We start from the raw sequence: 24,294 nt of genomic DNA on the forward strand, positions 1-24,294 counted from the left end.
GGACATAGTGGCCTCATTTTGGCTGTCGGAAGAGACTGCCACACGGTAGGCGTGAAATTGTCTATTAACGAGGCCAGCCGTAAAGACTTTGGCTTGAGGTGCGGGCCAGCATAGACAATCTTTCTACCCGGCGAAGGCCAGGTGGTGCTGAGCGCTAACGTAGCTATACGTCCTGCAAGCACGCCATCAGCGTGGCGTGTCAAAGCTCACCAATCGTCAACAGCGGCTAGGTAGGACGCCCCTCCCGCACTCATCACGTCGGTGCGGAGATGCAGCGGCGTCCTTCCATCTGACGAACCGTTAATCACCATCGGCCGCGGCAACCATGATGCATTTCACACCCGCTGTGCTCGAGACAAAGGTGCCACTCGCCATCGCGGATCGTTGCAGGATCGTTGCAGCGCCACGCCCGCCCACTGTCGGAGGCCAGATTATTTTGGCTCTCTCTGTCCGAGTTTCCCGTGTGTGACGCAGGGCAAAACTAGCATTCACAGGATCATCCAGGGCGTGGCCGCGTTCACTTGACGAGTACGCTGCATTGGTGCCGGCAAAGGGTTGGCTTCGCCTCTCAGGATATCGGAATGTGCTTTGATCATGACCTGTGCGCCCACGCTCGTGGTCCGATGGACATAATCTTCCAAGGTAGATCGATGAGCCTGTTCCAGGCACGGCAATATTGATCGACGTTGCAGGATTCGATCTTCAGGTAAGGACCCGAGCACGCCTTTGGGCGACAGGTTTTCCGGCGCATTGAATGTAACCGTCTTTTTTAGAACATCTGCTGATCATCTCCACAGGATCGAAGCTGAAGGGATTAGAGCCGTCGAGAGTTCGGGGGTGGTGTTCGTATTCCGACCGCGAAGAACGTTAGCCCGATTCCTGCAAACATCGCGAAGATGCTAAACATCGCGGCTCCGCCGGAAGCACCGAGCACCGCTCCTCCGACGGCCGCGCCAATAAAGCTTCCGACCATCGAAAACGATTGAACGCCGAAGTAGCTCCCCCTATTTCGGGCTTTAGAAGCGGCATCGATCAAGGCGTATTCTGACGGCACGGTGAGAATTTCGCCGATCGTGAAAACTACCATCGATGCAGAAAGCCCTGTTAAGCTGCCGGAAACCATAAACCCAACCTGGCTCACGAAGAAAAGCATGCATCCTGTTGTGAGAGTTTTGAACGAACCAAATCGCTCAACGATCCGTCTCGCCAATGGATTTCCAAAGAGAACAACGACGCCATTTATCGAGACCATATAGGCGAAAATCTCAGTCCCCCCGGGGATAGTGTCTGCGAGGTACGGCGCCAGTGTTGCGGTCCATTGCCCATAAACTGCGAGCAGAAAAAGATTGCCTCCAACAAAGCATCGTAGGCGGCGGTCGCGAACTGCAGTTTGGATATTCCCAAGGAACGTGACTGCTCCGATGGAAGCCTGCTCCTTTGCCCGACCTGACGGCGGAAAATGTATCAGCTGAAGAATAAAGGCGAGCAGGAAATAGACCGCAGCTGCAGCGAGAAAAAGCGCGGTCGACGCGACACCCGCCGCCACCCCGATAAGGGGGCCAACGGCCCAGCCAACGTTTGACGCGGTATAGCGCCAAGAAAAGTATTTGAGACGGAAAGGTTCAGCGCAGATATCGCTCATCATAGCGCGCGACATCGGCCCATAAAGCGAAATCGCAGCAACGGTGACAACCTGGGCGGCGCAGAAGAATACCACGGTTTCGGCAAGCCCCAGCGCGATCATACCGATAGCCAACGTCACGAGAACGAGAGTAAGAATAGCCCTACGCCCTATATCGTCGGATAACGCACCCACAATTGGTGCGGTGAAAGCTCCGATCAATGAACCGGCCCCCAGCAGGAAGCCAATTTTTGCGGGGCTCAACCCAAAGTCTTGATCGAGTTTTACCGCCAGGAACGACAATGTCATCGCACGTGCTATCGTTACCACGCACGCTCCCACGACCAGAAACAGGACGCCAGATGAAGTCCTCGTTCCGCACAGCATATCTACCTCGTCATCGGTGTAGCATTGATGATGGCGACGCCTGCGCCCTCCCCCGACTCGGCGTGATTGGGGCGATCCTGCTCCTCATACAGTACGCTTCCATGCAACTCGTCGGCTCTTAATCGGTCCAGCTGTCGATTTCGATAGATTGGCTGAGGCCTTAATCGCGCACACGATTGGCGGGGCAAGAGCAGATCAATAGGTGCCGGCGCTCACAGATACATTGTTGCTGCTGGCCGACGTGAACTGCACTGCCGTAATCCAACCAGGAGGCGATCATGGTGGATCCGCAGATTATCGAGCGTTGGCGCAACGCGCCCCGACTGACGTCGTTCGCCCCATTCTTCGAACGCACGGCGAGCGGGAAAGGCGGAGCTCCAGACATTGCTTTGCCTGAACCGGACATCAGCCTTCATGACTTCGATCTCGACTGTGCGGTCTACGCCGACACGCATGTGCGGCTTTTCGGGAACTTCGACAGCCATTATCACGCGAGCATTCCCTACAGGCTCGAAGAGACCTGCCGTCTCGGGGCAACGGTACTGTCTTTCTGCCTTCGTGCTTGGGCGAAGTCGGCCCAAGCGTCTACTATCTATACGCTGGGCACCGGAACGGGCTGCATGGCGCGGTCTGTCGCAGCGCTGGGTGACGGGCGCATCAAGACACTCGCCTGCAGTCCGACGCTGGCCAATCGCGATGCATTCTTTGCCAGGCGGGGAAGCGAACATGCACATTTCTTCTTAGGCCCGTTTTTCGAGCTGAACGCTGACCGGTACGCAACCGATCCCAGCCTTCTGCCCTTCCAGGACGGCTTCGATGTGCTCGTCGAAGATACGACTTTCCAGATGTATGATCGAGATCGTGCTGCACAACTCGCATTCATCGTCCCACGCATCCGGCATGGGGGCATTCTCTTGCAGGTACAGAAGCTCACGCACAAGAATCGCGACATTTATGCCGAGCGCGAGCGCCAGAAAGACGACCTTTTCAAGAGTCGATATTTCTCAGCCGGCCAGATTTCAGAAAAGAAGTCCGAAATCCTCGAGACAATGTCGGATTGTCAGGTCGATCTACAAACGACGGCCGCCGCCTTGCAACTGTTTTTCCGTTATTCGGTGCTGACCTGGAACAGCGGCAACTTCTACACCATCGTTTCCTCAAATTCGCGAGCCTCAATCTCGGAGTTCGTATCACTGATGGTCAAGCCTGCCATTCCGCCCGCTTTCTGCTACGAGACACTGCCGGCGGTGATCATCGACACGCCCTCTGAGCCACTCGGCCCTGCTCTTTCGTGGCGGTGCGCCAACAGCATGGCGGCACTGGCTCCGAAGCACACCAAGGCATCGTGAGATGCCCGGATCGGCATCGGGAAGTTCAGAGGCGTTCTGTAGTCCTGCCGATGTGCGGCGCTCCCTTTCCTATCTCATGCCGTATCTAGGCCCTTGTTGGGACAGGCCGCTCGGCGCATATGCATCGGAGGTCTATAGGATCGAGCGTTTTCACACGGAAAGCGCCACGCGCGTGCATGCAAGGAGCCTGCTTCACATCTGCTTCGAGCGCGCAGCCCGCAGATCGGGTTATGCGGACGAACAAGCTCGGGCAGCAGGACGCGAACTCCTTGCATCTCCGGTATTGCAGACCGGCCCGCATTGCCTGCTCCTGCTCGAGCCCGACGCCTTCTACACGCATCTGTTCAGTTTAATGGGCCTGATGGCTCACAGTCGGAACTGGCATATCACCTACTCTGTCTCGACCTCGAGCTTCAACGAACGCGCGAAAAAGGGACCGGGTTGGCTTCGAATCGGCGGCGAGACACTCAATTTGTTCGGCCTTCCACGCAGCCGAATGGATGGTGGCAGCATCGGCTGCCTGAATGGACCCTATCGGTACGCGCTGACGAACGCCAAGCGTCAGACAGCGCCCAATCCGTCCGCGATCCGCCTCCTCGCCGAACTCCCCGACGCCGAATTCCGGTCGGCAGCCGAGGCGATCAAGGCGGGTAACCATACGCTCTGGGGCCGGGTGTTTCCCCCTTCGGTCAAGTTGCTTCAACTGGATGATTTCGATGTGGCCGATCTGATCGCCGATCATCTCGAAGACTCCGGTTCCTGGATGGCAACCCAGTTCGCTGGCGACGGGACTGTTGCGAAGTCGATACTGACTGTGATCGACCAATTGAATGCCGGATCATGGGCCGGATGGGTGCGGCGAACGACGGATTTCTTCTGGCGACTGGAAAAGCACCGCGTGGTTCCGTTGCGCCTTGTTGCGGGTCGCCTCAGGGCAGACAAGGCGTCGCATTTCGAAGTCGAGTTCAGCCCATCTCGCTTGGCGGCCGCGCTCCGCGCGCGTGCGATCCTCCCCAGTCTTTTCACGGCGTTTCTTGTGATTTCCATCTTGCCCGGCACCAGGGTTCTGGGTGGGTGTAGGCAAGTCGTCTACTATCCCCTGATGCGGTATCTGACATCGATCGGCATCCAGCAGTCTGATGACGTCGATTTGCTCGCGGCCATGTTGGCAGACGAGCGGTCCAGTGTATGGGGGCACCGCGTTCTGCTGCGCGCCGAACCTGATCCGCTTCATGAGATGGAAGCTGCCGGTGGAATTCCACCGCTGTTGTCGAAATATGCGGATCTAGCGCTTTCGGAATCGAGTGGTGATCTTGTGAGATTTAGGCGCGACCGCATGTGGTCTCGGCTTGCGTCGGCTATAGCCAACGGTACCCTGGATCGTGCATCCAACGAATGGAAATGGTTCCGCTGCTAATCCGGCCCTTTCCCGCAGATTGCTTGAGGATCATTCCCCACGGATGGCTCTTCGACGAAGCCAATTATCCAGCTCAAAAACGCCGGAATTGAACCCGGCCTACTCATGAACAGCCAAAGGAGAAGGCGCAATTATGGTCACGCCTTCTCCCGCGGCGCTTTGGTAGGCTGGTGCGTTTCAAACGCTCATCGATCTGTGCAGATACATCAAGGCGAGCGATGCTCGGTATAAACTGCTGCCTTGCGTCTCGGCTCGATCAGGCAAGCATGAGATACATGGCAAGCAGATCGTGACCTCGTGACCGACTCTTGGCTCCCGGGGGCCTTGATAGTGGCAACCGGGCTGGCCTTCCACAAGTCAGGCATCGGCAATACCGCACACGCAACCTACCGTTCATCGGGAGATGATAGATAGAGGCAAGAATGCCCCAGCGTGCGTCGCCGTCGATGCCTGCTATTTGTTGAGCGCGTCCTTAAGGGACTTTGCCGGCGAGAACGTCAGCTTCTTCGCCGCGGCCACCTTGATCGTAGCGCCGGTTGCCGGGTTTCTCGCTTCACGCGCGGGCGTATCTTTTACCTTGAACTTACCGAACCCCGGAAGCGAAGTTTCCGCGCCAGCGACGGCCGCTGCAGTGATCTGCGCGAGCACCGCCTCCACGATGGCTTTGCCTTGCACCTTGGTTAGCCCATGATCGCCGGCGATCTTGTCTGCAATTTCATTTGTGGTTGTCATTGTCCCTCTCCTGCTTGCACGTGGGATACTGATCCCCGTTTCTGAGCGCTGTCATCTATCTATCAGCCGCGGACCATGCGGGACTTGCGCTTCTCCACAGGATAAATCGAAGGAAAGGCTGTCTCAGCGCCGAGCCGTTTCTTGGTCGATCCCACACCCGACGGTTCGCATGTGTCCTCGCTCATACTCCAAAGACAACGTTTCGCTTGAGGCAATTCGTCTGCAGGCCAAACGGCTACAGTGCGTGAATGGGGGAAGCAGCGCCGCGGCAGGCCACCGGTTTTGGCAACGAGAAAGGGCGTCGCGGAAGAGAGGACGCATAGCGCGTAGCAACGAGTAAGAAGACTATCGCGGGTTCGGCGGGTGTGTTTTGCGGTGGATGAACGATCCGCTCCGGAACGGTACACATTTAATCTTGGCTATAAGTCAGAAGGCTTGTCTGGGGGCGGTGGCGATATGCAACCGGCTGAATTCAGCCGGATGAGAGACGCCCTGCTTGCATCGTTGCGTTCCCGCGTGGTGCGCGCCGGCGTCTACACAACAGTTTCTCGTATTCCGCCCAAACACACTGCTGATTGATGGTAGCGGTGGGTCACTGTGATCGGTAGCTCCAGGCGGAGTTTCTTGCTGATTGGAATGCCTGCGTTTCCCGGGCCGAGAATGTCGGGCATCGGCAGGCGCCATTCAGATGCTGTGACTTTAATTTACCATGTGTTAACTTATCGATTTACGCCGTTCTGCACTGGGCCTACAATCTATACCTGCAAGAGGGAGCTTCGTGTATGGCAGTCGTCTCCATAGCGTTTGTCGATGATCACCCGGTGCTGCTGGGCGGGCTGGCGCATATCTTTTCCGAGATGCCGGGGTTCAAGGTACTCGGCACGGGGCGTTGCGCTTCCGATGTCGTCGAGGTCTCGACGACGATGCATCCCGATATATTGTTGCTCGACCTGAACATGCCGGGGGATGTCTTTGCGGCGATCCATCGCAGCCGTGAAGTCGCGCCCCGGACCAAGGTCATCGTCTTCACCGCCTCCGCCGGGATCGACCATGCGGTGAGGGCCTTCGAGGCGGGGGCCATCGGCTATGTGCTGAAGGGCAGCACGGACGAAGAACTGATGCAGGCGATCGAAACGGTGCTTTCCGGCGAGACGTTCATCACGCCGAGCTTTGCCGGAAAGGTGATTTCGGCGCTTCGCACGTCGGCAATGCCCCGGTCCGCGTCGCAGGCGGTCAGGTTGAGCGTTCGCGAGGACCAGATCGTCCGGCTTCTCCTGCTCGGCAGGACGAACAAGGAGATTGCCCACCGTCTCCAGATCAGCGAGAAAACGGTCAAGCACTATATGACCCTGCTGATGCAGAAGCTGCATGCCCGCAACCGGGTCGAGGTCGTGCTGGCCGCGCAGGAGCTTGGCGGTTTCACCGCCGAGAAGGCGAGCGGCCGGAAGGGCAGCGGCCTTCTCAATTGAAGGGTTTCCACCGCGTTCAAGGCGCGGGCACGGGCTTGAGGCCGGCCTCGATCTGCGCAAGCTTGCTGATGGGCAATTCGACGTCGACCACCGTTCCGCCCGCCTCCGATCGAATGACGATAGTGCCGCCGAAGGTTTCGACGCGGCTTTGGATGCCACGCAGGCCAAGCCTGGACCCATCGCCGGCAGGGGACCTGTGCTCCGCTGCGAGGCCGCCGCTATCGGCTATCCGCAATCCGATATTGGCGCCCCTCAGTTCGGCGTGGACGCGCTGCCCGGCGCCGCCGGCATGCTTGAATGCGTTGTTCAGCGATTCCTGGACGATGCGATAGATGCAGATCTTCAGGGCGCCGGTGACATGCTTCGGCAGATCGCCGAATTCGACGTCGACCCGGGTGCCGGTCAGGTTTTCATGGCGCTCGGCGGCGAGCCTGATGGCCTCCCTGACCCCGAGATCGCCGATCTCCGGCAAGACCAGACCCGCCGAAAGAACACGCAATTCATGGATGACGCCCGCCGTCAGCTCCTCGATTGCCGCGGTATGGGCGGCCGTTTCCTTCGTCGGTCCGCCGCTCCGGAGCCTGCCAAGCCTTAGCATCAACAGGCTCAGGATCTGTATCGGGCCGTCGTGAAGATCGAGGCCTATTCGCCCGATCAGTTCTTCATTGGCGGCATTGGCGTCCAGCCTGGCGCGCTCGGCCTTCAGGCGAAGCTCCTCGTTCGTCGCCGCCAACTGCTGCGAATCCCGAAAACGCGCCTGCAATTCGGCCCGCTGCCGCGATATCAGCCGGCTCCCCCGGCGAACGATCAGGTAAAGCACCGTGAGCATGACCAGGGTGGTGAAGCACACGACGATCCAGGTCCGCATCACGCCGAGTTCGAGCTGTGCGTCGAGGATCTCTGCATTCTCGTAGATCTCGCCGACGGCGATCACCTCCCCTGTCGTATTGCGGTGCAAGGGCGCATAGACTTCGATCGTGGAGAGGCCAAGCTTCTGTTCATGGGCGCTTTCCCCGCTCGTCATGTCGTCGAACTCGGCGATGACCTCACCGCCTGCGGCCCTGGCGACATCCGCCGAGACGAATTTCCGGCCGATCAGGTCCTTCGGCTCGTTGACGTAGATCACCGTGCCATCGACTCTCCAGATCTTGACGGAGATGATGCTCCTGCGGATCGGCTGGTCGTCGAAGAGCAGCGCATCAAGTGCCTTCTGGCTTTCTGCCGGCAATCGGCCGTCCGGACCGATATCCTGGACCAGCGGCTCGACGAAGGCCTCGAGAAAGGCGGCCCCGGCGGAACCGGAGACCGCAAGGACGCTTCGTGTGATCTGCCGGTTGATCCAAGTTCCGAGCACCGCCATCGAGAGGCACAGCACCACTGCCGCCGCCGCCAGGAACTGGCTCGACAGGTTCAGGCCCGAAAGCCAGCCCTTCTCCCTTTCGTGCTCCTCCATGACAGACGGCACCCGTTCCATTTCCCCCTTGGCAGGATACACGCAAAGCGGCAGGCGCCAATAGCCTTGCCACCGGGGACTGAAGAGGTCAGCGCTCGCGGAACGCCTTGCTGAACTGGTCGACGATCGGCTTTACGAGGTAGGAAAGCGCGGTCCGTTCGCTGGTCGTGACGTAAACCTCCACCGGCATGCCCGGAATGAGCCGGCTCTTGCCGATCTTGGCCAGTTCCCCTTCGCCGATCTCGACATCTCCCTTGTAGAAGAGCTGGCCGCTGGCCGTATCGCGTGTGGTGGCGGGCGAGACATGGGACACCAGGCCGGAAAGCTCCGGCGTCGTCCGCTGGTTCAGCGCCGTAAGGCGCAGGCGCGCGGCGCTGCCGGGCTCGACCTGGTCGATGGCCGCCGGCTGCAGCATGACCTCGACCTTCAGCCGCGCATTCGCCGGAACGATGGTTACCAGCACTTCGGCCGGGGTGATGACACCGCCGATCGTGTGGATGTTGAGCTCGTTGACCGTGCCGGCGAGCGGTGCGCGTATCTCGGTGCGCGACAGGCGGTCGGATATCGCCATCTGCCTATCCTGAAGCTCGGACACCTTGGTCTCCACCGCCGTCAGTTCGCGCTGTGCCTCCGTGCGCGCCGTCTCATCGATGGCGATGATCTGCAGGCGGATCTCGTTCACCTTGCTGCGCGCGCGGGCAATGGCGGCATCGATCTCCCCTTGTTCTCCCTGGAGCCTTGCGAAATCCCGGTTCGCCGCGTAGAGCGGCGCGCGCTCGATCAGTTGCTGACGGGTGAGCTTTTCGAGTTTGGCCCGCTGCTCTTCCACCAGGGCGATCTCGTCGGCCTTGGAGCTTCGCTGGGCCTCCAGCCCGACGATCTCCTTTCCGACCTGCACCGTGCCGAGTTCGAGCTGCTGCTTGCGGCTTTCCCGGTTCAGGCGGTTGCCCTCGAACAGCCGCTGCTCGCCGGTAACGAGCAGGCGCGTTTCCGCGTGGCGAATGTCGAGATCGCCGGGAAACTCGATATGCGCCAGCAGATCGCGCTCTGCCAGAAGGCGGGCCCTGCGGACGCTGAGCTCAAGCAACTGCGCCTTGACGATGGACAGTTCGGCCCGCGTCTGGGCGTCGTCGAGGCGAAGCAGAACCTGCCCCTCCTTCACCTGATCGCCCTCGCGCACCGCGATCTCGCTGACGATGCCGCCGTCGCGATGCTGGACGGCCTTTATCTGCTGGTCCACCGCGATCTGCCCTTGCGCGATGACCGCACCGGACAATTGCATCGTCGCCGCCCAGCCGCCCGCACCGGCAACCAGGAGGAAACCGAGCGTCGTGCCGGCAAATACCCGCGGACCGATGCGAAAGGGATTGCTGTTTTCCTTGCTCATTGAAGCCTCCCGTCAAACCTGCTCGATGACGACGAGCATGCGAGCCCCGTCGATCGTCACGGTCGTTTCCCAGATGCCGTCCCGGTTGAAATCCGCCTCGATGACCGTCCGGCTCAGTTCGTCGACCCGGTCGTGGCGGTAGCGGATGGCAATGTCGTCCTCTTCCAAGTCGTCGCCGTAGATCGCCTCGAACTGGTCTTCGTGCCTGTCGAGGACCCGTTCGAAAATGTCATATTTCGACATGTGGATCCGGTCGCCGACGGCGAAATCGAGGATGATGTGATTTGCCGCAACAGGAGGCCCGGCACCTTCCGCCGGCAGGGCCGGAGGCAGGAACCGGAAGACGTCGTCGCCCGCGCCGCCCGTCAGGACGGTCGCGTGCCGCGTGCTCGCGGTGATGTAATCGTTTCCGCTTCCGCCAATGGCGGCCTCGAAGGAAGAGAGCGTGTCGCTTCCGATTTCGACACCGGATGCGCGGCCTTCGTCAAGGTCGATGGTCACGCCAGAGGCGGTGCGGGAATAGTCTATCGTATCGCGGCCGTCGCCGCCGTCATGGATGTCGTCGTCCCCGTCGGGTGCGGCCACGACCCGGTCGTCGCCGTCACCGCCGAAATTGACGTCACGGCCGGGGCCGTCGATCAGAAGATCGTCGCCGTCGCCGCCATAAAGGCGGTCGTCCCCTTCACCCCCGTCGAGGATGTCGGCGCCGGTGCCGCCGAACAGCATGTCGTTTCCTGCGTCGCCGAAGAGGACGTCGTTCCCGGCATCCCCGTAAAGCCGGTCGTCGCCGTCGCCGCCGGAAATCGTGTCGTTGCCCGCACCGCCGAAGACGATATCATCGCCGTTGCCGGCAAAGACGATGTCGTCGCCGTCTCCCGCCACGATGTGATCGTTACCGTTCCCGCCGGCAACGACGTCGCCGCCGCCTCTCGCGTCGATGTTGTCGTCCCCGGCCCCGCCGGCGATATCGTCGCCGCAGGCCGTGCCGAGGATGATGTCATTGCCGTCCGATCCCTCGATGACGTTTCGCCGGACGTTGAAATAGGCGACCTGGTCGACGAAGAAGTCGCCGTCCGTGATCTGATAGCTGAGCGTCACCTGCCCTTCGAGCTTCGCTCCGCCCTGGAACAGCCAATATCCGTTCGCCGGCACCAGCGTGCCGTGGGAAATCGTCAGGTTGCGTATGGAGAGCACGTCGCCATCCGGATCCTGGGCGTTGCGCAGCAGATCGGAAAGAGCGATGACCAGCGAGGCGCAGCCCGTGACATCCAGCAGATAGACGGGTCCCGTGACGCGCGGCGCGCGGTTGGCCCGCTCCGTCTCGCCGTCCTCGCCGGGAGCGTCGGTCTCCGTCTCGCCGTCGTCCGGCCCTGCTGAGCCCGCACCGGGAATGTCGGGCCGGCGGCTCTTTCCGCCTTCGGGATTGCTCCCCGTGGCAGGCGCGTGGAAGAGCGATCCGAGGAACGCATTGTCGTTGGCCGCAAGGGACCCGAAGCCGAACGATTTCGCGCCCACCCATCCCTTGACGTCGATGTCGAAGGTGATACCTGCCTGCAGGCTCTCCGGCCGGGCAAGTTCCTTCAGGAAGCGCTCGTCGGCCGGCAGGTCGCGTTCCTGCGGATAATCGTCCGGGGACGAAAGCGCGTGATCGACAGGCAGAACGAGATCCTGCGCGACGCCCGCGCTCGTGGACGACCCCTCGTCTTCCTTTTCAGTCTTCCGATCCTCCTCCCCCTCCTCTGCCGGGCGGGCGCTGCTCTCGAAGAAGGAGCGGAGATAGAGGACCAGCCCCGCCAGCATCAGGCCCAGCGCAAAGGGCGTCCTGGATTTCAGCTCCGCTCCCTTCAGGACATAGCGCCTGGAAGGATCGGACTCGGCGGGTGCCTGCCTTGTTGCCTTGATATCGATGATCATGTCAAAACCCGCGCCGCAAGACCTGCGCGCTCCATTCTCATGTGGCTTGCGGAAGCGGCGGCCGGTGCGGGCGGCGTTGCCTGGATGACGGCGCCGAGCACGTCTTCCTTCGGCCCGAAGGCCGTCATCTTCCCGTTCTGCACCACCGCGACCATGTCGACCGCAGCGAGCGCGCTCGGCCGGTGCGCGATGACGACGACGATGCCGCCGCGACACTTCACGGCCTCGATGGCCGCGGTGAGAGCCGCCTCGCCCTCGCTGTCGAGGTTGGAGTTCGGCTCGTCGAGCACGACGAGGAAGGGATCGCCGTAAAGCGCGCGGGCAAGGCCGATGCGCTGGCGCTGGCCGCCGGAAAGCGACACCCCGAGCGGCCCCAGTTCCGTCTTATAGCCATCGGGCAGGCGCACGATCATGGGATGGACGCCCGCTGCTGCGGCCGCCTTGACGATGGCCCGCGCCTCCGCGGCCTCGTCGAGACGGGCTATGTTCTCCTCGATGGTGGCGTCGAGCAGCGAGACCTCCTGCGGCAGATAGCCGATATAGGAGCCGAGCCGGGCGTCTTCCCATTGTGTCAGCTCGGCATCGTCCAGCCGCACGCTGCCGCGCAGTGTCGGCCATATCCCGGTCAGTGCGCGTGCGAGGGTGGTCTTGCCGCCGCCGCTGGAGCCGATGACGCCGAGGGCCTGGCCGGCCCTGAGATCGAAGCTGACGTCGCTCAGCAGCACCCGGCCCGACCCCGGTGCGGCGACGGTGAGGCCTTCGACTTTCAGCGAGCGTTCCGGTGCCGGCAGGTCCATCGGTTCGGACGCGGACTGCAGGGCGACCACCGTTTCGCGCAGCCGCTGGAAGGCCGCCCTCGCCGCAACGACGCTCTTCCAGTTGCCGATGGCAAGATCGATCGGCGCCAGCGCCCGTGCCGAGGCGACGGAGGCGGCGATGATGGCGCCGGCGGAAAGCTGACCCTGGATGGTCAGGTATGCGCCCAGCCCCAGCACCGCCGATTGCAGGATCATCCGCACGACGCGCGAAATGGCGCCGAACGTGCCGGTGATGTCGTTGGCGCGCGTCTGGAGATGAAGGTGGTCCTCATTGGCGCGGTCGAACCGTTCGACGGCCCGGCGGGCAAAGCCCATCGCCTTCAGGATATCGGCGTTGCGGGCATTGGAATCGGCAATCGCGTTGCGGGTCACCACGGCCGTATGGGTGGCGCCCGCCAGCCGCCGCGTCATCAGTTCCGTGGCGATGGTCAGGAGCGTCAGCACGACCGCCCCACCGAGGGCGAGCGCCCCGAGAAGCGGGTGGAGGATGTAGACGAACGCGAGGAAGAGCGGCATCCACGGCAGGTCGAACAGGGCGATCGGCCCCTGGCTGCCGAGAAAGCTGCGAACCGTATCGACGTCGCGCCCGCGCTCGAGCGATTCCGCCGTCGAGAAGCCGAAGCGCGGCATGTCGACAGCGACACGGTGGGCCAGCGGCGCGATCTTCCGGTCGAGGCGCGCACCGATCCGCACGAGGATCTGTGCACGCAGGATATCGAAGAGGCCCTGGAAGAAATAGAGGCCGACCGCCAGGATCGAGATGGCGAGCAGCGTCGGGATGCTCGCGCTCGTCAGTGCGCGGTCGTAGATTTGCAGCATGTAGAAGGCGCCCGTCAGCGCCAGGATGTTGATGATGCCGGACATGACGAAGAGGAAGAGGCCGACGGCGCGGAAGCCGCCGGTCAGTTTCTCCGCATTCTTCCGCCTGGCTGCGGACATCGGCTCTTTGGAACGCATGACTGTCACCCGCTGAACTGGATTTCGCTTGCCGGAGGCGCCTCATGCGCCTCCGGTCCCATGTGTGTCAGAGATCGAAATCGCTGGCCGTCAGGTTGTGCGAGCCCTTGATCGAGAGCTTGAAGTCCGCGGTGTTGCCACCGGAGGCGTTGCCCTCGACGACGGTGTAGTCGATGCCGTCGCGGTTCTCGTGGGTGACAAGCAGTTCGCCGCTCGCACCGGAGAAAGCGCCGGAAACCAGCGTGAAGGCCTGGTTGCCGGAAGCCGCCCAGTTAGCGTCCATTCCGCTGAGGTCCAGCCTGTCCCCGGGCTGGAAGCCCATGATGGTGTCGCCATGCGCATCGCCTGCCGACAGGAAGCGGAAGATGTCGTTGCCCGCGCCCCCGTCCATCACGTTGACGGCGGCGCTCGCCGTTATGACGTCGTTGCCCGATCCTGTGACGATGTTCTCAATACCCCAGATCGTATCGGAGCCGGACTGGGCGCTGACCACGCTGCCGCGGCCGTTGAAGCCGGTTCCGAGATCGGCCGTGATGTTCGCATTGATGGCGGACATGTCGAGCGTGTCGTTGCCGGTGCCGCCGTTCATGTGGTCGCCGTAGTAGACGTCGTCGCCGTCGCCCACCGCCGCCACGAAGATGTCGTTGCCGTCGCCGCCGAAGACCGTGTCGTTGCCGAGGCCGCCGTCGAGCAGGTCGTCGCCGGCTTCACCGAAGAGGCGGTCGTTGCCGGCATCGCCGTAGATCATGTCGTTGCCGCTGCCGCCGAGCGCGTTGTCGGCGCCGTCGCCGGCAAAGATCATGTCCCGTCCGTTGCCGCCGACAATGGCCTCGCCGTTCACGGTGCCGATCAGGACCCCGGAGGCATCGTCGTCGTCCTCCGCCCCGCCGGCCTGATTGTCATCGTCATCGTTGTCGTTGTCGTCCTCATCGTCGTTGCCGTCCGGCACGACGCCGTTGTCGTTATCGTCGTCCTCGTCCTCTTCGTTCTGGTTGCCGGTCGCTGGCGGAATGAAATCGCCCGGCACGGTCCCGTCGCCTTCCGAGACGAATTGCGGCAGGCCGCCATTGCTGAAGAAGGTCAGCGAATGCCCCTCGCCCACGAGCGTGGTGGAGCCGTTGACGTTCCGGACCATGTCGTAGTCGTCGATGGTCGTTTCGTTCGGCAGTTGCACGACATCCTGCGGCCGCAGCGTGCCGATGATCGTGTCGTTGCCGCCCTTGGTCTTGAAGACGACGCGGTGAGCCGAGGCGAGCTGCGAGATGTCGACCGTATCGTCGCCCTCCGAGCCGATGATGGTGATTGTGTTCAGCCGCAGGCTGGTCTCCTCGCCCTGCTCGGCGAAGTCGCCGATCAGTTCGAAGCGGTCGCCGCCGGCGGTTCCTGCACCGCTCGCCGGGCTGCCGTTGATGACGATCTCCTCGATCTCGGACAATTCGGCGATGACCTGCGGAGCGCCCTCGATGCCGTTCACCACGACCGAGCGGGTCACCACGATCTCGGTGCCGCCGCCGCGAAGCGCGAGGCCTGGAATGACGGTCTCGGCGTCCTCGGCGGGATAGAAGCGGAAGATCTCGTAGGAATCGTCGCCGGTGATGACGAAGGTATCGCCGGCAATGCCCTCCGACCCGCCATCGACCACGTCCCAGCCGCCATTCGGCGCCTGCCAGTGGATGATGTCGTCGCCGCTGTCCCCGAAGAGGAAATCGTCGCCCGCCCCGCCGTCGATGACGTCGTCGCCCGATCCGCCGTTGATCGTGTCGCTGCCGCCGTTCCCGAGAATGATATCGGCGCCCGCGGTCCCGTCGAGCGTATCGTCGCCGTCCGTTCCGGGAATGATGTTTTCACCGGCGAGGATGAAATCCGTGCGGTCCACCGTATTGTTGCCCGTCCCCGAAACGCCGTTGAGCGTGATCGATCCGCCGCCGGCGATGTCGATGCGCGTCGTGGTGCCGTTGGAGGTGATGGAAACGCGTGCGTCGAAGTCCGCCTCGGTGATGCCGAGGCCGCTGAGGTCGATCTTGTCCTGGCCGCCGCCGGTGGGGTTGGCGTCGAAGCTGGAGACGACATCGTCGCCGAAATCCAGTTCGTCATAGACCAGCCTGCTGAAGCCGGCGCCGAGATTGATCGTGTCGTTGCCGGTACCGCCATTGACCGCGTCGTTGCCGTTGCCGGCATTGATGACGTCGTCGCCGGCCCCGCCATGGAGGAAGTCGTCCCCGTCGCCGCCGACCAGCCGGTCGTTGCCGGCCTCTCCGTAGAGGCTGTCATTGCCAGCGCCGCCGATGATGACGTTGTTGAGCTCGTTGCCAGCCCCGGTGAAGGTGCCGGTCCCCGTATAGGTCAGGTTCTCGACGTTCGCGTCGAGAATGTAGCTCGCCACCGTCGTCTGGACTGTGTCCGTTCCGCCGTTCTCCAATTCGACCACCGTATCGCCGATGTCATCGACGATGTAGGTGTCGCCGCCGGCGCCGCCGACCAGCAGATCGGCGCCGGCGCCGCCATTGAGCGTATCGGCACCGTTGTTGCCGAACAGCATGTCGTCGCCGGTATTGCCCAGCAGCGTCGTCGCCTGGGAACTGCCCAGATCGACCAGGATGGTATCGACGTCGGGTGCCGCCTCAAGCGTGGTGCCCGTTCCCGTGTGCAGCGCGTAGCTGCCGCGCATGATCTCGTCGCCCTCGTCGTCGGCAAGATAAAGCTCGTAGCCGTGATAGCTGCCGCCGTCGAAGGTGATCGTCTCGACGGTGCTGCCCGCACCGTTGAACTGGCCCGCCACGCGGATCGTCTGCCCGTTGAGCGTGATGACGAGATCGCCATTGGCGGCCCGGCTGAAGTTGAGGGCGGAGAGCGCCTCGCCGTTGGTCGCCACGCTGATCCGGTCGTTGCCGGACGTCTCCTCGATGCGGTCCGTGCCGTTATTGAGGCCGAAGACATAGATGTCGTCGCCGGCGCCGCCGCGCAGCGTGTCGTTGCCGGCCCCGCCGATCAGCACGTCGTTGCCGGAAAGGCCGTTGAGCGTATCGTTGCCCGCAAAGCCCATGAGGACGTCGTGGGTGAGGCCGGTGCCGGCGACGTCGCCATTCAGCGTCTCGTTGGCGTCCGTGCCGGAGATGACGTTCATCGTCAGGTCGGTGAATTCGAGCCGCTCGATGTTGCGCACCGTGTCGCGGCCATCGAGAACGGGCCGCTCGGTCACGCCCTCGATGTTCTCGGCGAGGGGATCGGTCTCGTCCGTCGCCGGCGGCGCGTGGTCGACATAGAGGCTACCGTCGGTGTTCACGCCGAAGCCGTAGTGCTCGCGAATGTCCGTATAGACGGCCGTGTCGATGTCGCCCGCGGCATTGCCGTCGACGATCTCGCGCACGATCGACAGTTGACCCGGATTCAGCACGCCGGCCAGCATCAGCATGTCGAGGGAACGTCCGCCGAACTGTGCCGATGCCCCCGCCCGTACCGCGCCCTTCACCATATCGGTTTCGAGGTAGACCTTCTTCGTCATGCCGTCGGCCGTGTAGGTCTCGCCGTTCGCGACGATCCGGATGCGCACGTTGAGCCATTTGTCGCCGTCGATGACATCGTCGCCGGCAAGGCCCTTGATGCGGTCGCTGCCGCCGCCGCCGAGCAGGATGTCGGAGGCGTCCGCCGTTTCGAGGACGACGGTCTCCGCGACGCCGTCGTTGCCGACCTCGACATGGCGCTGGCGATGGGCGACCAGCATATCCAGTCCGTCGATGAGCGCGACATTGCGCTCCAGAAGGGCATTCGAGTAGGAATAGAGCGGCGAATCCGGGCCGGGGATGGCCGCCGTTCCGGTTGCCTCGACCCGGGTGTTGACCGGTACCACGCGGCCCGTCAGTACGTCGTCGAATCTCCAGCCGGAAAGCCCCTCCACCAGATCGAAGCGGTCCCGCAGGATGAAGGCTTCCTGGTTGGCGAAGATGGGGATGCCGAGGTCGGAATTCGCCGCCACGGGATCGTCCTTGTGGATCGCCCAGTCGAAGCCGGACATGCCGTTGCTGCGCTGGATGCCGACGCCCTGGAACATGATGTCGTCGCCGGCCTCGGCGTCATAATCCGTATCGCCGTTCTGGCCGTTCAGCACGTCGTTGCCGACGATGGTGGAGTTGAACATCAGCTCGGAGTTCTCGCCCGCAAGCGTATCGAAGCGACCGCCGCCTTCCAGCCAGTCGTCGCCGGCCTCGCCGAGCAGGAAATCCATGCCGTCGCCGCCGAGGATGAAGTCGTTGCCGATGCCGCCCATGACGGTCTTGCCGTCGGGGCCGGCGATCAGGAAATCGTTGCCTTCGTTGCCGAAGATCAGCGAAAGCCCGCTGCCACCGTGAATGACGTCATTGCCTTCCTCGCCATGGAGGAAGTCCATCGCGCCGATATCGGTGCCCGCATTGGTGATGATGTCGTCGCCCGAGCCGCCGTGGATATGGTCCACGCCGTAGCCGCCTTCCAGGCGGTCGTTGCCGGCCCCGCCCCAGATCGTGTCGTCGCCCTCGCCGGTGATGATGTGATCGTCGCCGTCGGTGCCCTGGACGACGACGTGCTCGACGCCGTTGTAGCGCAGGTACTCGGCAACGCCGTCGCCGTTGGCATCGCGGCGCTCGACCATTGGAGACAGGGCCTCGAGATAGGGATTGTCCTGGACGGGATCGCTCTTGCCCGTCATGGCCAGTTGCCTTGCCGCGTCGAGATAGAGGACCCGGTCCGGACGCGAGAAGAAATCGCCGGGGATCGCCGTGCCCGTTTCGCCAAGGTCGGTCGTGCGCAGGGCCATCTTGGAAAGCGAGTTGCCTTCGAGTTCGGAGAGCAGGTTGAGCCCCTGGACGCGCGAGAGATAGTAGAAGCGGTCGCCGTCCTGCAGGTTTTCCATCTGCAGCTCGAAGATGAAGGAGAAGGTGGAGCCGAGCATGCCGCCGAAATCCATCTTCTTCTCGGCAAGGCCGCCCACCCACAGGTCGACGTTGGAAAGGCCGCCGAGCCCATCGGCATAGGGGCCCGTGCCGGAAAGGAAGGCCGTGCGGTCGCCGGGCGACGCGATCGTCCGGTTCGCCCCGAGGCTTTCGTCCCAGAACGTCTCGGCCGTGCCGAACACGATCGCCATCGCCGCGGCGCGCTTGCCTTCCACCGTGGTCTCGTTCGCGATCGTCGCATGCGTGCCGTAGGCGGCGATGAAGTTGACGATGGAGGCCGGGTTCTTGAGGTTGAGCGCGAAGTCGGTCCAGTTTGCATAAGGAGCCAGCTGGCTGTCGCCGTGCGCCATTGCCTGGAACTGGGCGCGCGCCTCGTTCAGGGTCGGCATGCCGGTGTCGCGGCCGCGCGCGATGTTGATCGTCGCAAGGTCGAGCGGGATGCCGAGCAACTGGTTGCGCAGGGTGTTCGTGACGAACTCGTCGATCTCGTTGCCGACCTGTGCACTCATCCCGCGGATGATCGCTCCGGCCGCCTCGGCATGGGTCAGGCTCCCGCCCTCGTCATAGGCGACGGGATTGAGGAAGGCCTCGAACAGCGACATGTGGTTCGCCGAGCCGTCGGCGGCGACCCGGTCGACATTCTCGTTGAGCATCGAATGGCCGAAGCGATAGACCACGTTGGCGAACTCGGAGAAGATCGCCGGGTTGATGTCGGGATCCGGCTCGAACAGGAAGGCGTCGACATCCGGCTGCATCTTGCGGGCGAATTCCTCGAAGACGAGATGCTGGTATTCCATTTCGGTGACGAAGCGGGCTGCCTGGAAGAGGCGTTCGCCATCCCAGACGAGATCCTCGAGATTGGCCGGAACGGCGGTGACATCGACCAGCAGCCACTCGTTGAGGAACGCGATATCGCCATTCGCCGCCGCCTCGAGCGCGACCTGCTTGGTCTCCTCGACCATGCGGTTGTGTTCGCCATGGAAGATGTGATGGATGGTCGTCAGGCCGATATTCTCGTTCCCGCGCCCATCGCCGGTGATGAAATGCGCATCCAGGAGCTCGTCGTCATACTCGACGTTCTGCCCTCGGGTGTTGGTTGCGACCGTGTTGCCTGCCACGTCATCGGCATCGGCGGCGAGGACGCCGGCGGCGAAGACCGGAACGGCCGTGTGCGCGATGTCGTCGAGGAACGCATGGCCCGTGCGGAAGGCGCCGACGGCGCTCGGATCGACGGGGTTGGCCGGGTCGCCTTCGAGAAGCATGTCGTCGGCGGTCCCGAAGAGGCCGTCCGCGCCGAGCCCGACCACCAGTTGGGGATAGCCGTTGGCCCCAGGGATAAAGTTGCCGTACTCGTCGGTCGCGATCAGCGGGATATTGCCGATGTCCGCATCGGTGAGCCTGATGCCGAGCACGTCTTCGGCATGTGCCTTCACATCCGCCCATGTCGCCAGGCCGTGCCCGCTGCCTTCGAGCAGGCGGCCCGTCGCAACGGGCGTTCCGTTGGGTCCGTCCTCATACTCGCGCATGAAGACCTGCTTGGAGGCATGCGAGCCGTAGGTCTGGTTCTGGTCCACCCACGGCGTCGTCGTGTTGCGTGCGCCATCGCCGGTGGTCGCGCGGGTCAGGACCATGAAGTTGGTGTGCGGGCTGGCGGGATTGTAGAGCGGATCGTCCGGCGAGAGCGGAATATAGACCACGCCGTTGCCGCCCTTGGCCACGAGATCGAGGCCATGGTCGAAGAACTGGCCGAACAGGGTGAACAGGGCGCTGAAGGGTGCGGAGTCGCCGATATCGGGCGACACGTTGGGCAGGAAGACCGTCGGGCCGTCCATCTCGATGCCGTTCTCAACGAGAAGCGCGTCGAGCTGTGCCTTGGCCAGCGCATAGGCCTGGGAATTCGTCGGCAATGCCTTGACGACGGTGTGGGCCGCGCGGATGGCCTGCAGGGCATCGACCTGCGCCTGTCCGACAACGCCGGCATATTCGAGCGCCGCGACGATGGCCGCCGGATTGTCGAGCGTCTGGTCGACGACGAGGTTCGAGATCAGACGGGGTTGCGCATCGGCGACGTCGCCGGGCTGCGCGTAGTCGTTGTTGGACGTGTAGGAGAAGGTGCCCGTGCCCTGGGTGAACTGGGGATCGGTCAGGGACAGGAACTGCTGGTCGGCCGAGCCCCAGTGCTCCCGGCCGGGCACAAGGTTGTTGTAGCTGCCGTCGACGGTCCGCAGGCCGTAGGGAAGCAGGTGGATTTGCGCGGAGGCGGGAGAATTGGGATCCACGCCTCCGGCCTCTGCCACGAGCGTATAGAGATCCTCGCCGGCAGCATGCCGTTCGGCAATCTTGATCTGCTTCAAGATGTACTGCAGGTCGTGCTTGACGATATTGACCATGACCATTCTCCCCCTGGTGCGTTTCCTGACGCTTTTCCGTGTGGCCAGCCGCGCGCTGCGTTGGGCGCGCACGATGGACATTGCGCAGGAATGATGCGCTCGACCGGAGCCTTCGCACCACGGCGGATGGTCTGACGAGTTGCTTCCCCGAAAGGGCAATCGGCCCTGATCGCAAGGCGGGGGCGACCCTGGACTTTGGTCCAAGCAGATGATTGGACCATCGGCAGTAGCCGGCAAAGGGGTTCCGTGGTCGTCTGGCGACAGAGGCAACGGAGCATCTTTGGCGTATGGTCGAAGCAGCAGCCACATCGCCACGCTTTCACCGGGCGCGCGGCTTTCGAAGCCTCAGCCAGTCGATACAGTTCGCGCTTTCCGGCGGCATCGTCATGCTGGCGGCGATGTTCCTGGCGGGCGTCGTCATCTCCGGGATCGTCACCCGCGCGGCGGTGGAAAGCACGGCGGCAAGCTCGGCCCTTTTCCTCGACAGCCTCCTGTCGCCGCTCGTCCAGGAACTCGCGCATCGCGATCTCCTCGGCGCACAGGCCATCGCCCGTCTCGACGCGACGTTGAAGAACGGTGCCTTCGCCGACCGCTTCGCCCATGTCGATATCTGGCGGAACGACGGACTCGTCGCCTATTCGACGACCTCCGGCCTGATCGGCGGCCGGTTCCCGCTGCCGGAAGGCGCCGCCATGGCCTTCGACGGCGAGGTTTCGGCGCGATACACCGACCTTGCGGCGGGCGAACATGTCGCGCGGGCCTGGACGACGAAATACCTGGAGATCTACGTTCCCCTGCGCGAACACAGGTCCGGCCGCATCATCGCCGTCGTCGAAATCCACGAATTGACGCAACCGCTGGAGGCCAAGCTGCTGCGGGTGCGCATACACACATGGCTCGTCGTTATCGGGGCGGCCCTGTCGATCGCCGCCGCCCTGACCGCAGTCGTCTATCGCAACAGCCGACTGATCGGGCAGCAGCAGATTGCTCTTCAGAACCGTCTTGCCGAGATCGAGCGCGTCTCCAACCAGAACAGCGAGTTGCGCATGAAGGTCCAGCGGGCCTCGGGCCGGCTCGTGGAGATGAACGAAAGCTACCTGCGCAATGTGGGCGCCGAACTGCACGACGGCCCCGTCCAGCTCATCGGCCTTTCCGCCCTCAAGATCGAGCAGGTCCGGCGTGCATCGAACCGGAGCGGACGGGAGACGATCCTGTCGGCGATCGAAGGCCTTCTCGGCGATGCCTTGCGTGACATGCGCGCGATCGCGCGAGGCCTGATGCTGCCGGAAATCCAGCAGCTTTCCCTATGTGAAATCGTCACAAGCGTGGCGAGCGTGCATGAGCAGAGAACCGGAACCGCCGTCCGCGTGATCTGCGAGGGCGTGCCGCTCGACACCCCCCAGGCGGTGCGCCTGTGCGCCTATCGCTTCGTACAGGAAGGCCTCAACAACGCCTATCGCCATGCCGGCGGACACGGGCAGACCGTCGAGTGCCGGCACGACGGCGATCTCGTCGTCCTGCGTGTCAGCGATGACGGTGCGGGCGCGGGCGGGCGCGCGGAGCGGCCAGACGGCAGCCTCGGGCTGCTCGGGCTGCGCGAGCGCGTCGAGAGCCTCGGCGGCACCTTTTCCGTGCGTCACGGCCCGCAGGGCACTGTCATTGAAATGAGCGCGATCCTGAACGGGGGAGAGGAAGCATGAACACGCCGATCAGGATCATTGTGGTCGACGATCACCCGCTGTTCAGGGCAGGCGTCACGCAATCGCTCGCTCTTGATCCGGCGATCACGGTCGTCGCGGAAGGATGTTCGGGCAGCCAGGCGCTCGAGCTGGTCGAGCGGCATGAGCCCGACGTCATCCTGCTCGACATCTCCATGCCCGGCAACGGCATCGAGGCGGCCGCGGCGATCACCGCGACGCAAAGGCCGCCGCGCATCCTGATGCTGACCGGCTCGGACGACGGTCATGACGTGATGCGGGCGATCGAGGCCGGGGCGGCGGGTTATGTCCTGAAGGGCATCGGCGCGAACGACCTGATCGCCGCCGTCAAAAGCGTCGCGGCGGGCGAATCCTTCGTATCGCCGAGCCTCAGCCTCGGTCTTCTCACCCGGTTGAGCGGCAAGGTGGAAACGGCCCCCCTCGCCCGCCTGACCCCTCAGGAACTCCGTATCCTGGAATTACTGGCACGAGGGCACAGCAATCGCGAGATCGGCGGCAAGCTCGAGGTCCATGAGAAAACGGTGAAGTTCCATGTGACCAACGTTCTGAGGAAGCTCGGGGCTCGCAACCGCGTCGAGGCCGCTCTCCTGCTGAAGGAGAAGAAGTAGGCGCGGGGCGGGCCTGTCCTGTCAAAGGCCCTGCGGGGCGATGAACTGGTAGTAGGCCCACACGAGCGCGATCACGACGACGACGGCAAGCCAGATCAGCCCCTTTTTCGGACCGGGCGCGAGAGGCTTCTTTTCCTGCTTCGGCTTCCGGCGTTCGAATTTCAGAACATTGTCGTCGCTCAAGGCATCCTCCGTGACATGCAATCCCGCACAGGGTCTGGCGGCCATTCTATCGGATCGGCAAGCATGCGGGGAGAAAATAGCGCGGGCGGCGCGCCTTGCCTCAACCCGTTCGGCCGAGGGCGGCGATGCGCTCGAAATGGCCGCGCCCCAGATGGCCGGTGCCGTCGCGGATATCGGCGACGATGGCGGCCTTGAGGGCTTCGGCGTCGCGCGCGATGATGGCGGCCAGCGCCTCGGCATGCCGGTCGACCTGATAGGTCTGCGACAGCGTTTCGCCCGCACGGCGCATGAAGGGGCCGAGGCGCAGCCAGAGGGATTCGATGAGCGGCAGCATCACCGAACCGGGACGCGCCTCGTAGAGACAGCGGTGGAAATCGAAATTCGCCTCTACAAGACGCCCAAAATTGCCGGCGGCCAGCGCCTGGTCCGCCTGCTGGTCGAAGGCGCGCAGGCGGGCAAGCCGCAAATCGTCGATGAAGGGCATGGCGCGCTCGGCGGCGCGCGTCTCCAGGGCGATGCGCGCGTCAAGGACATCCTCGAAACGCTGCGGGTCGAGATCGGGCACGCGGACACGGCGATTGTCGAGCAACTCCAGCGCGCCTTCCGAGACCAGCCTGTGCAGGGCCTCGCGTACCGGCATGGCGCTGACGCCGAGCGTTTCGGCAAGACCGTTGATCGTGACGGGTTCTCCGGGCGTGAACTGCCCCGTCATGATGGCGCGCCGGAGCACGCGATAAACCCATTGCTTGGCGGATTCGGACGCCTCCCGACCGGCCGCGACCAGCATGCCTGTCCTCCCTCCTCCTGCCGCGGCTCGTCGCCTCTGGGCTGAATTCCCGGCGCTTTGCACGCAGAACGGATAAATCGTCGAGGCCCAAAATGGCCCTTTACAGTTTTGATCAAATTATGATTTGTTGTGATCATAAGCAAGGCAAGCCTATCACATAAGAGCCGTCATCAGCGGCC

General features: G+C 63.1%; 14 protein-coding genes. 5 read left to right on the forward strand and 9 right to left on the reverse strand.

All coding sequences use genetic code 11. The features are described 5' to 3' along the window. Positions 1 to 814: 814 nt before the first annotated feature. The gene (locus tag ACZ5TO_RS21440; protein WP_464800612.1) at positions 815 to 2,008 is read right to left on the reverse strand and encodes an MFS transporter; all 1,194 of its coding nucleotides are present in this window, start codon (positions 2,006 to 2,008) and stop codon (positions 815 to 817) included. A gap of 278 nt (positions 2,009 to 2,286) precedes the next feature. Between ACZ5TO_RS21440 and ACZ5TO_RS21445 the strand changes: the two genes are divergently transcribed. Both ACZ5TO_RS21445 and ACZ5TO_RS21450 read left to right on the forward strand, forming a co-directional pair. After that, a complete protein-coding gene (locus ACZ5TO_RS21445) occupies positions 2,287 to 3,357 on the forward strand; it encodes a class I SAM-dependent methyltransferase (protein WP_464800613.1) in 1,071 nt (356 codons plus the stop codon). Between the two features lies 1 nt (position 3,358). Further along, entirely contained in the window at positions 3,359 to 4,774 is a 1,416-nt protein-coding gene (locus ACZ5TO_RS21450; protein WP_464800614.1) for a hypothetical protein, read from the forward strand. Positions 4,775 to 5,227: 453 nt separating this feature from the next. Here the strand turns inward: ACZ5TO_RS21450 and ACZ5TO_RS21455 are convergent, their stop codons facing one another. Continuing rightward, complete coding sequence (locus ACZ5TO_RS21455; RefSeq protein ID WP_464800615.1) at positions 5,228 to 5,506, reverse strand: HU family DNA-binding protein; 279 nt, start codon at positions 5,504 to 5,506, stop codon at positions 5,228 to 5,230. Between the two features lie 782 nt (positions 5,507 to 6,288). Here ACZ5TO_RS21455 and ACZ5TO_RS21460 point away from each other — a divergent pair. Continuing rightward, entirely contained in the window at positions 6,289 to 6,975 is a 687-nt protein-coding gene (locus tag ACZ5TO_RS21460; protein ID WP_184140535.1) for a response regulator, read from the forward strand. A gap of 16 nt (positions 6,976 to 6,991) precedes the next feature. Here the strand turns inward: ACZ5TO_RS21460 and ACZ5TO_RS21465 are convergent, their stop codons facing one another. The 5 genes from ACZ5TO_RS21465 to ACZ5TO_RS21485 all read right to left on the reverse strand — a co-directional run bounded on the left by ACZ5TO_RS21465 (position 6,992) and on the right by ACZ5TO_RS21485 (position 20,819). Beyond that, positions 6,992 to 8,428, reverse strand: a complete 1,437-nt coding sequence (locus tag ACZ5TO_RS21465; RefSeq protein ID WP_184140537.1) for a sensor histidine kinase — start codon at positions 8,426 to 8,428, stop codon at positions 6,992 to 6,994. 88 nt (positions 8,429 to 8,516) lie between these two features. Continuing rightward, positions 8,517 to 9,815, reverse strand: a complete 1,299-nt coding sequence (locus tag ACZ5TO_RS21470) for an HlyD family type I secretion periplasmic adaptor subunit (protein ID WP_464800616.1) — start codon at positions 9,813 to 9,815, stop codon at positions 8,517 to 8,519. Positions 9,816 to 9,827: 12 nt separating this feature from the next. Beyond that, positions 9,828 to 11,729: a calcium-binding protein gene (locus ACZ5TO_RS21475; protein ID WP_464800617.1), complete on the reverse strand. Its 1,902-nt coding sequence runs from the start codon at positions 11,727 to 11,729 to the stop codon at positions 9,828 to 9,830. Continuing rightward, on the reverse strand, positions 11,726 to 13,504 hold the full coding sequence (locus ACZ5TO_RS21480; protein ID WP_464800618.1) for a type I secretion system permease/ATPase: 1,779 nt from the start codon (positions 13,502 to 13,504) through the stop codon (positions 11,726 to 11,728). Before ACZ5TO_RS21480 ends, ACZ5TO_RS21475 begins: the two co-directional genes overlap by 4 nt. Positions 13,505 to 13,571: 67 nt before the next feature. Further along, on the reverse strand, positions 13,572 to 20,819 hold the full coding sequence (locus ACZ5TO_RS21485) for a peroxidase family protein (protein WP_464800619.1): 7,248 nt from the start codon (positions 20,817 to 20,819) through the stop codon (positions 13,572 to 13,574). Between the two features lie 287 nt (positions 20,820 to 21,106). Between ACZ5TO_RS21485 and ACZ5TO_RS21490 the strand changes: the two genes are divergently transcribed. Together ACZ5TO_RS21490 and ACZ5TO_RS21495 are read left to right on the forward strand one after the other, a co-directional pair. Then, a complete protein-coding gene (locus ACZ5TO_RS21490; protein WP_464800620.1) occupies positions 21,107 to 22,519 on the forward strand; it encodes a sensor histidine kinase in 1,413 nt (470 codons plus the stop codon). Beyond that, complete coding sequence (locus ACZ5TO_RS21495) at positions 22,516 to 23,145, forward strand: response regulator (RefSeq protein ID WP_464800621.1); 630 nt, start codon at positions 22,516 to 22,518, stop codon at positions 23,143 to 23,145. The genes ACZ5TO_RS21490 and ACZ5TO_RS21495 overlap by 4 nt, the downstream gene beginning before the upstream one ends. 21 nt (positions 23,146 to 23,166) lie before the next feature. On the opposite strand, the gene ACZ5TO_RS21500 is transcribed toward ACZ5TO_RS21495, so the two are convergent. Together ACZ5TO_RS21500 and ACZ5TO_RS21505 are read right to left on the reverse strand one after the other, a co-directional pair. Then, the gene (locus ACZ5TO_RS21500; RefSeq protein ID WP_184140552.1) at positions 23,167 to 23,328 is read right to left on the reverse strand and encodes a hypothetical protein; all 162 of its coding nucleotides are present in this window, start codon (positions 23,326 to 23,328) and stop codon (positions 23,167 to 23,169) included. Between the two features lie 100 nt (positions 23,329 to 23,428). Then, positions 23,429 to 24,115 (reverse strand): GntR family transcriptional regulator, encoded by a 687-nt coding sequence (locus ACZ5TO_RS21505; RefSeq protein WP_184140554.1) that lies wholly within the window; start codon positions 24,113 to 24,115, stop codon positions 23,429 to 23,431. Between the last annotated feature and the right edge of the window lie 179 nt (positions 24,116 to 24,294).

It is taken from the genome of Shinella sp. Sh6 (assembly GCF_055392685.1).

Coding starts and splice junctions, on each gene's coding strand:
- ACZ5TO_RS21440 (WP_464800612.1), bottom strand. CDS start 2,008: ATGCTGTGCGGAACGAGGACTTCATCTGGCGTCCTGTTTCTGGTCGTG.
- ACZ5TO_RS21445 (WP_464800613.1), top strand. CDS start 2,287: ATGGTGGATCCGCAGATTATCGAGCGTTGGCGCAACGCGCCCCGACTG.
- ACZ5TO_RS21450 (WP_464800614.1), top strand. CDS start 3,359: ATGCCCGGATCGGCATCGGGAAGTTCAGAGGCGTTCTGTAGTCCTGCC.
- ACZ5TO_RS21455 (WP_464800615.1), bottom strand. CDS start 5,506: ATGACAACCACAAATGAAATTGCAGACAAGATCGCCGGCGATCATGGG.
- ACZ5TO_RS21460 (WP_184140535.1), top strand. CDS start 6,289: ATGGCAGTCGTCTCCATAGCGTTTGTCGATGATCACCCGGTGCTGCTG.
- ACZ5TO_RS21465 (WP_184140537.1), bottom strand. CDS start 8,428: ATGGAGGAGCACGAAAGGGAGAAGGGCTGGCTTTCGGGCCTGAACCTG.
- ACZ5TO_RS21470 (WP_464800616.1), bottom strand. CDS start 9,815: ATGAGCAAGGAAAACAGCAATCCCTTTCGCATCGGTCCGCGGGTATTT.
- ACZ5TO_RS21475 (WP_464800617.1), bottom strand. CDS start 11,729: ATGATCATCGATATCAAGGCAACAAGGCAGGCACCCGCCGAGTCCGAT.
- ACZ5TO_RS21480 (WP_464800618.1), bottom strand. CDS start 13,504: ATGCGTTCCAAAGAGCCGATGTCCGCAGCCAGGCGGAAGAATGCGGAG.
- ACZ5TO_RS21485 (WP_464800619.1), bottom strand. CDS start 20,819: ATGGTCAATATCGTCAAGCACGACCTGCAGTACATCTTGAAGCAGATC.
- ACZ5TO_RS21490 (WP_464800620.1), top strand. CDS start 21,107: ATGGTCGAAGCAGCAGCCACATCGCCACGCTTTCACCGGGCGCGCGGC.
- ACZ5TO_RS21495 (WP_464800621.1), top strand. CDS start 22,516: ATGAACACGCCGATCAGGATCATTGTGGTCGACGATCACCCGCTGTTC.
- ACZ5TO_RS21505 (WP_184140554.1), bottom strand. CDS start 24,115: ATGCTGGTCGCGGCCGGTCGGGAGGCGTCCGAATCCGCCAAGCAATGG.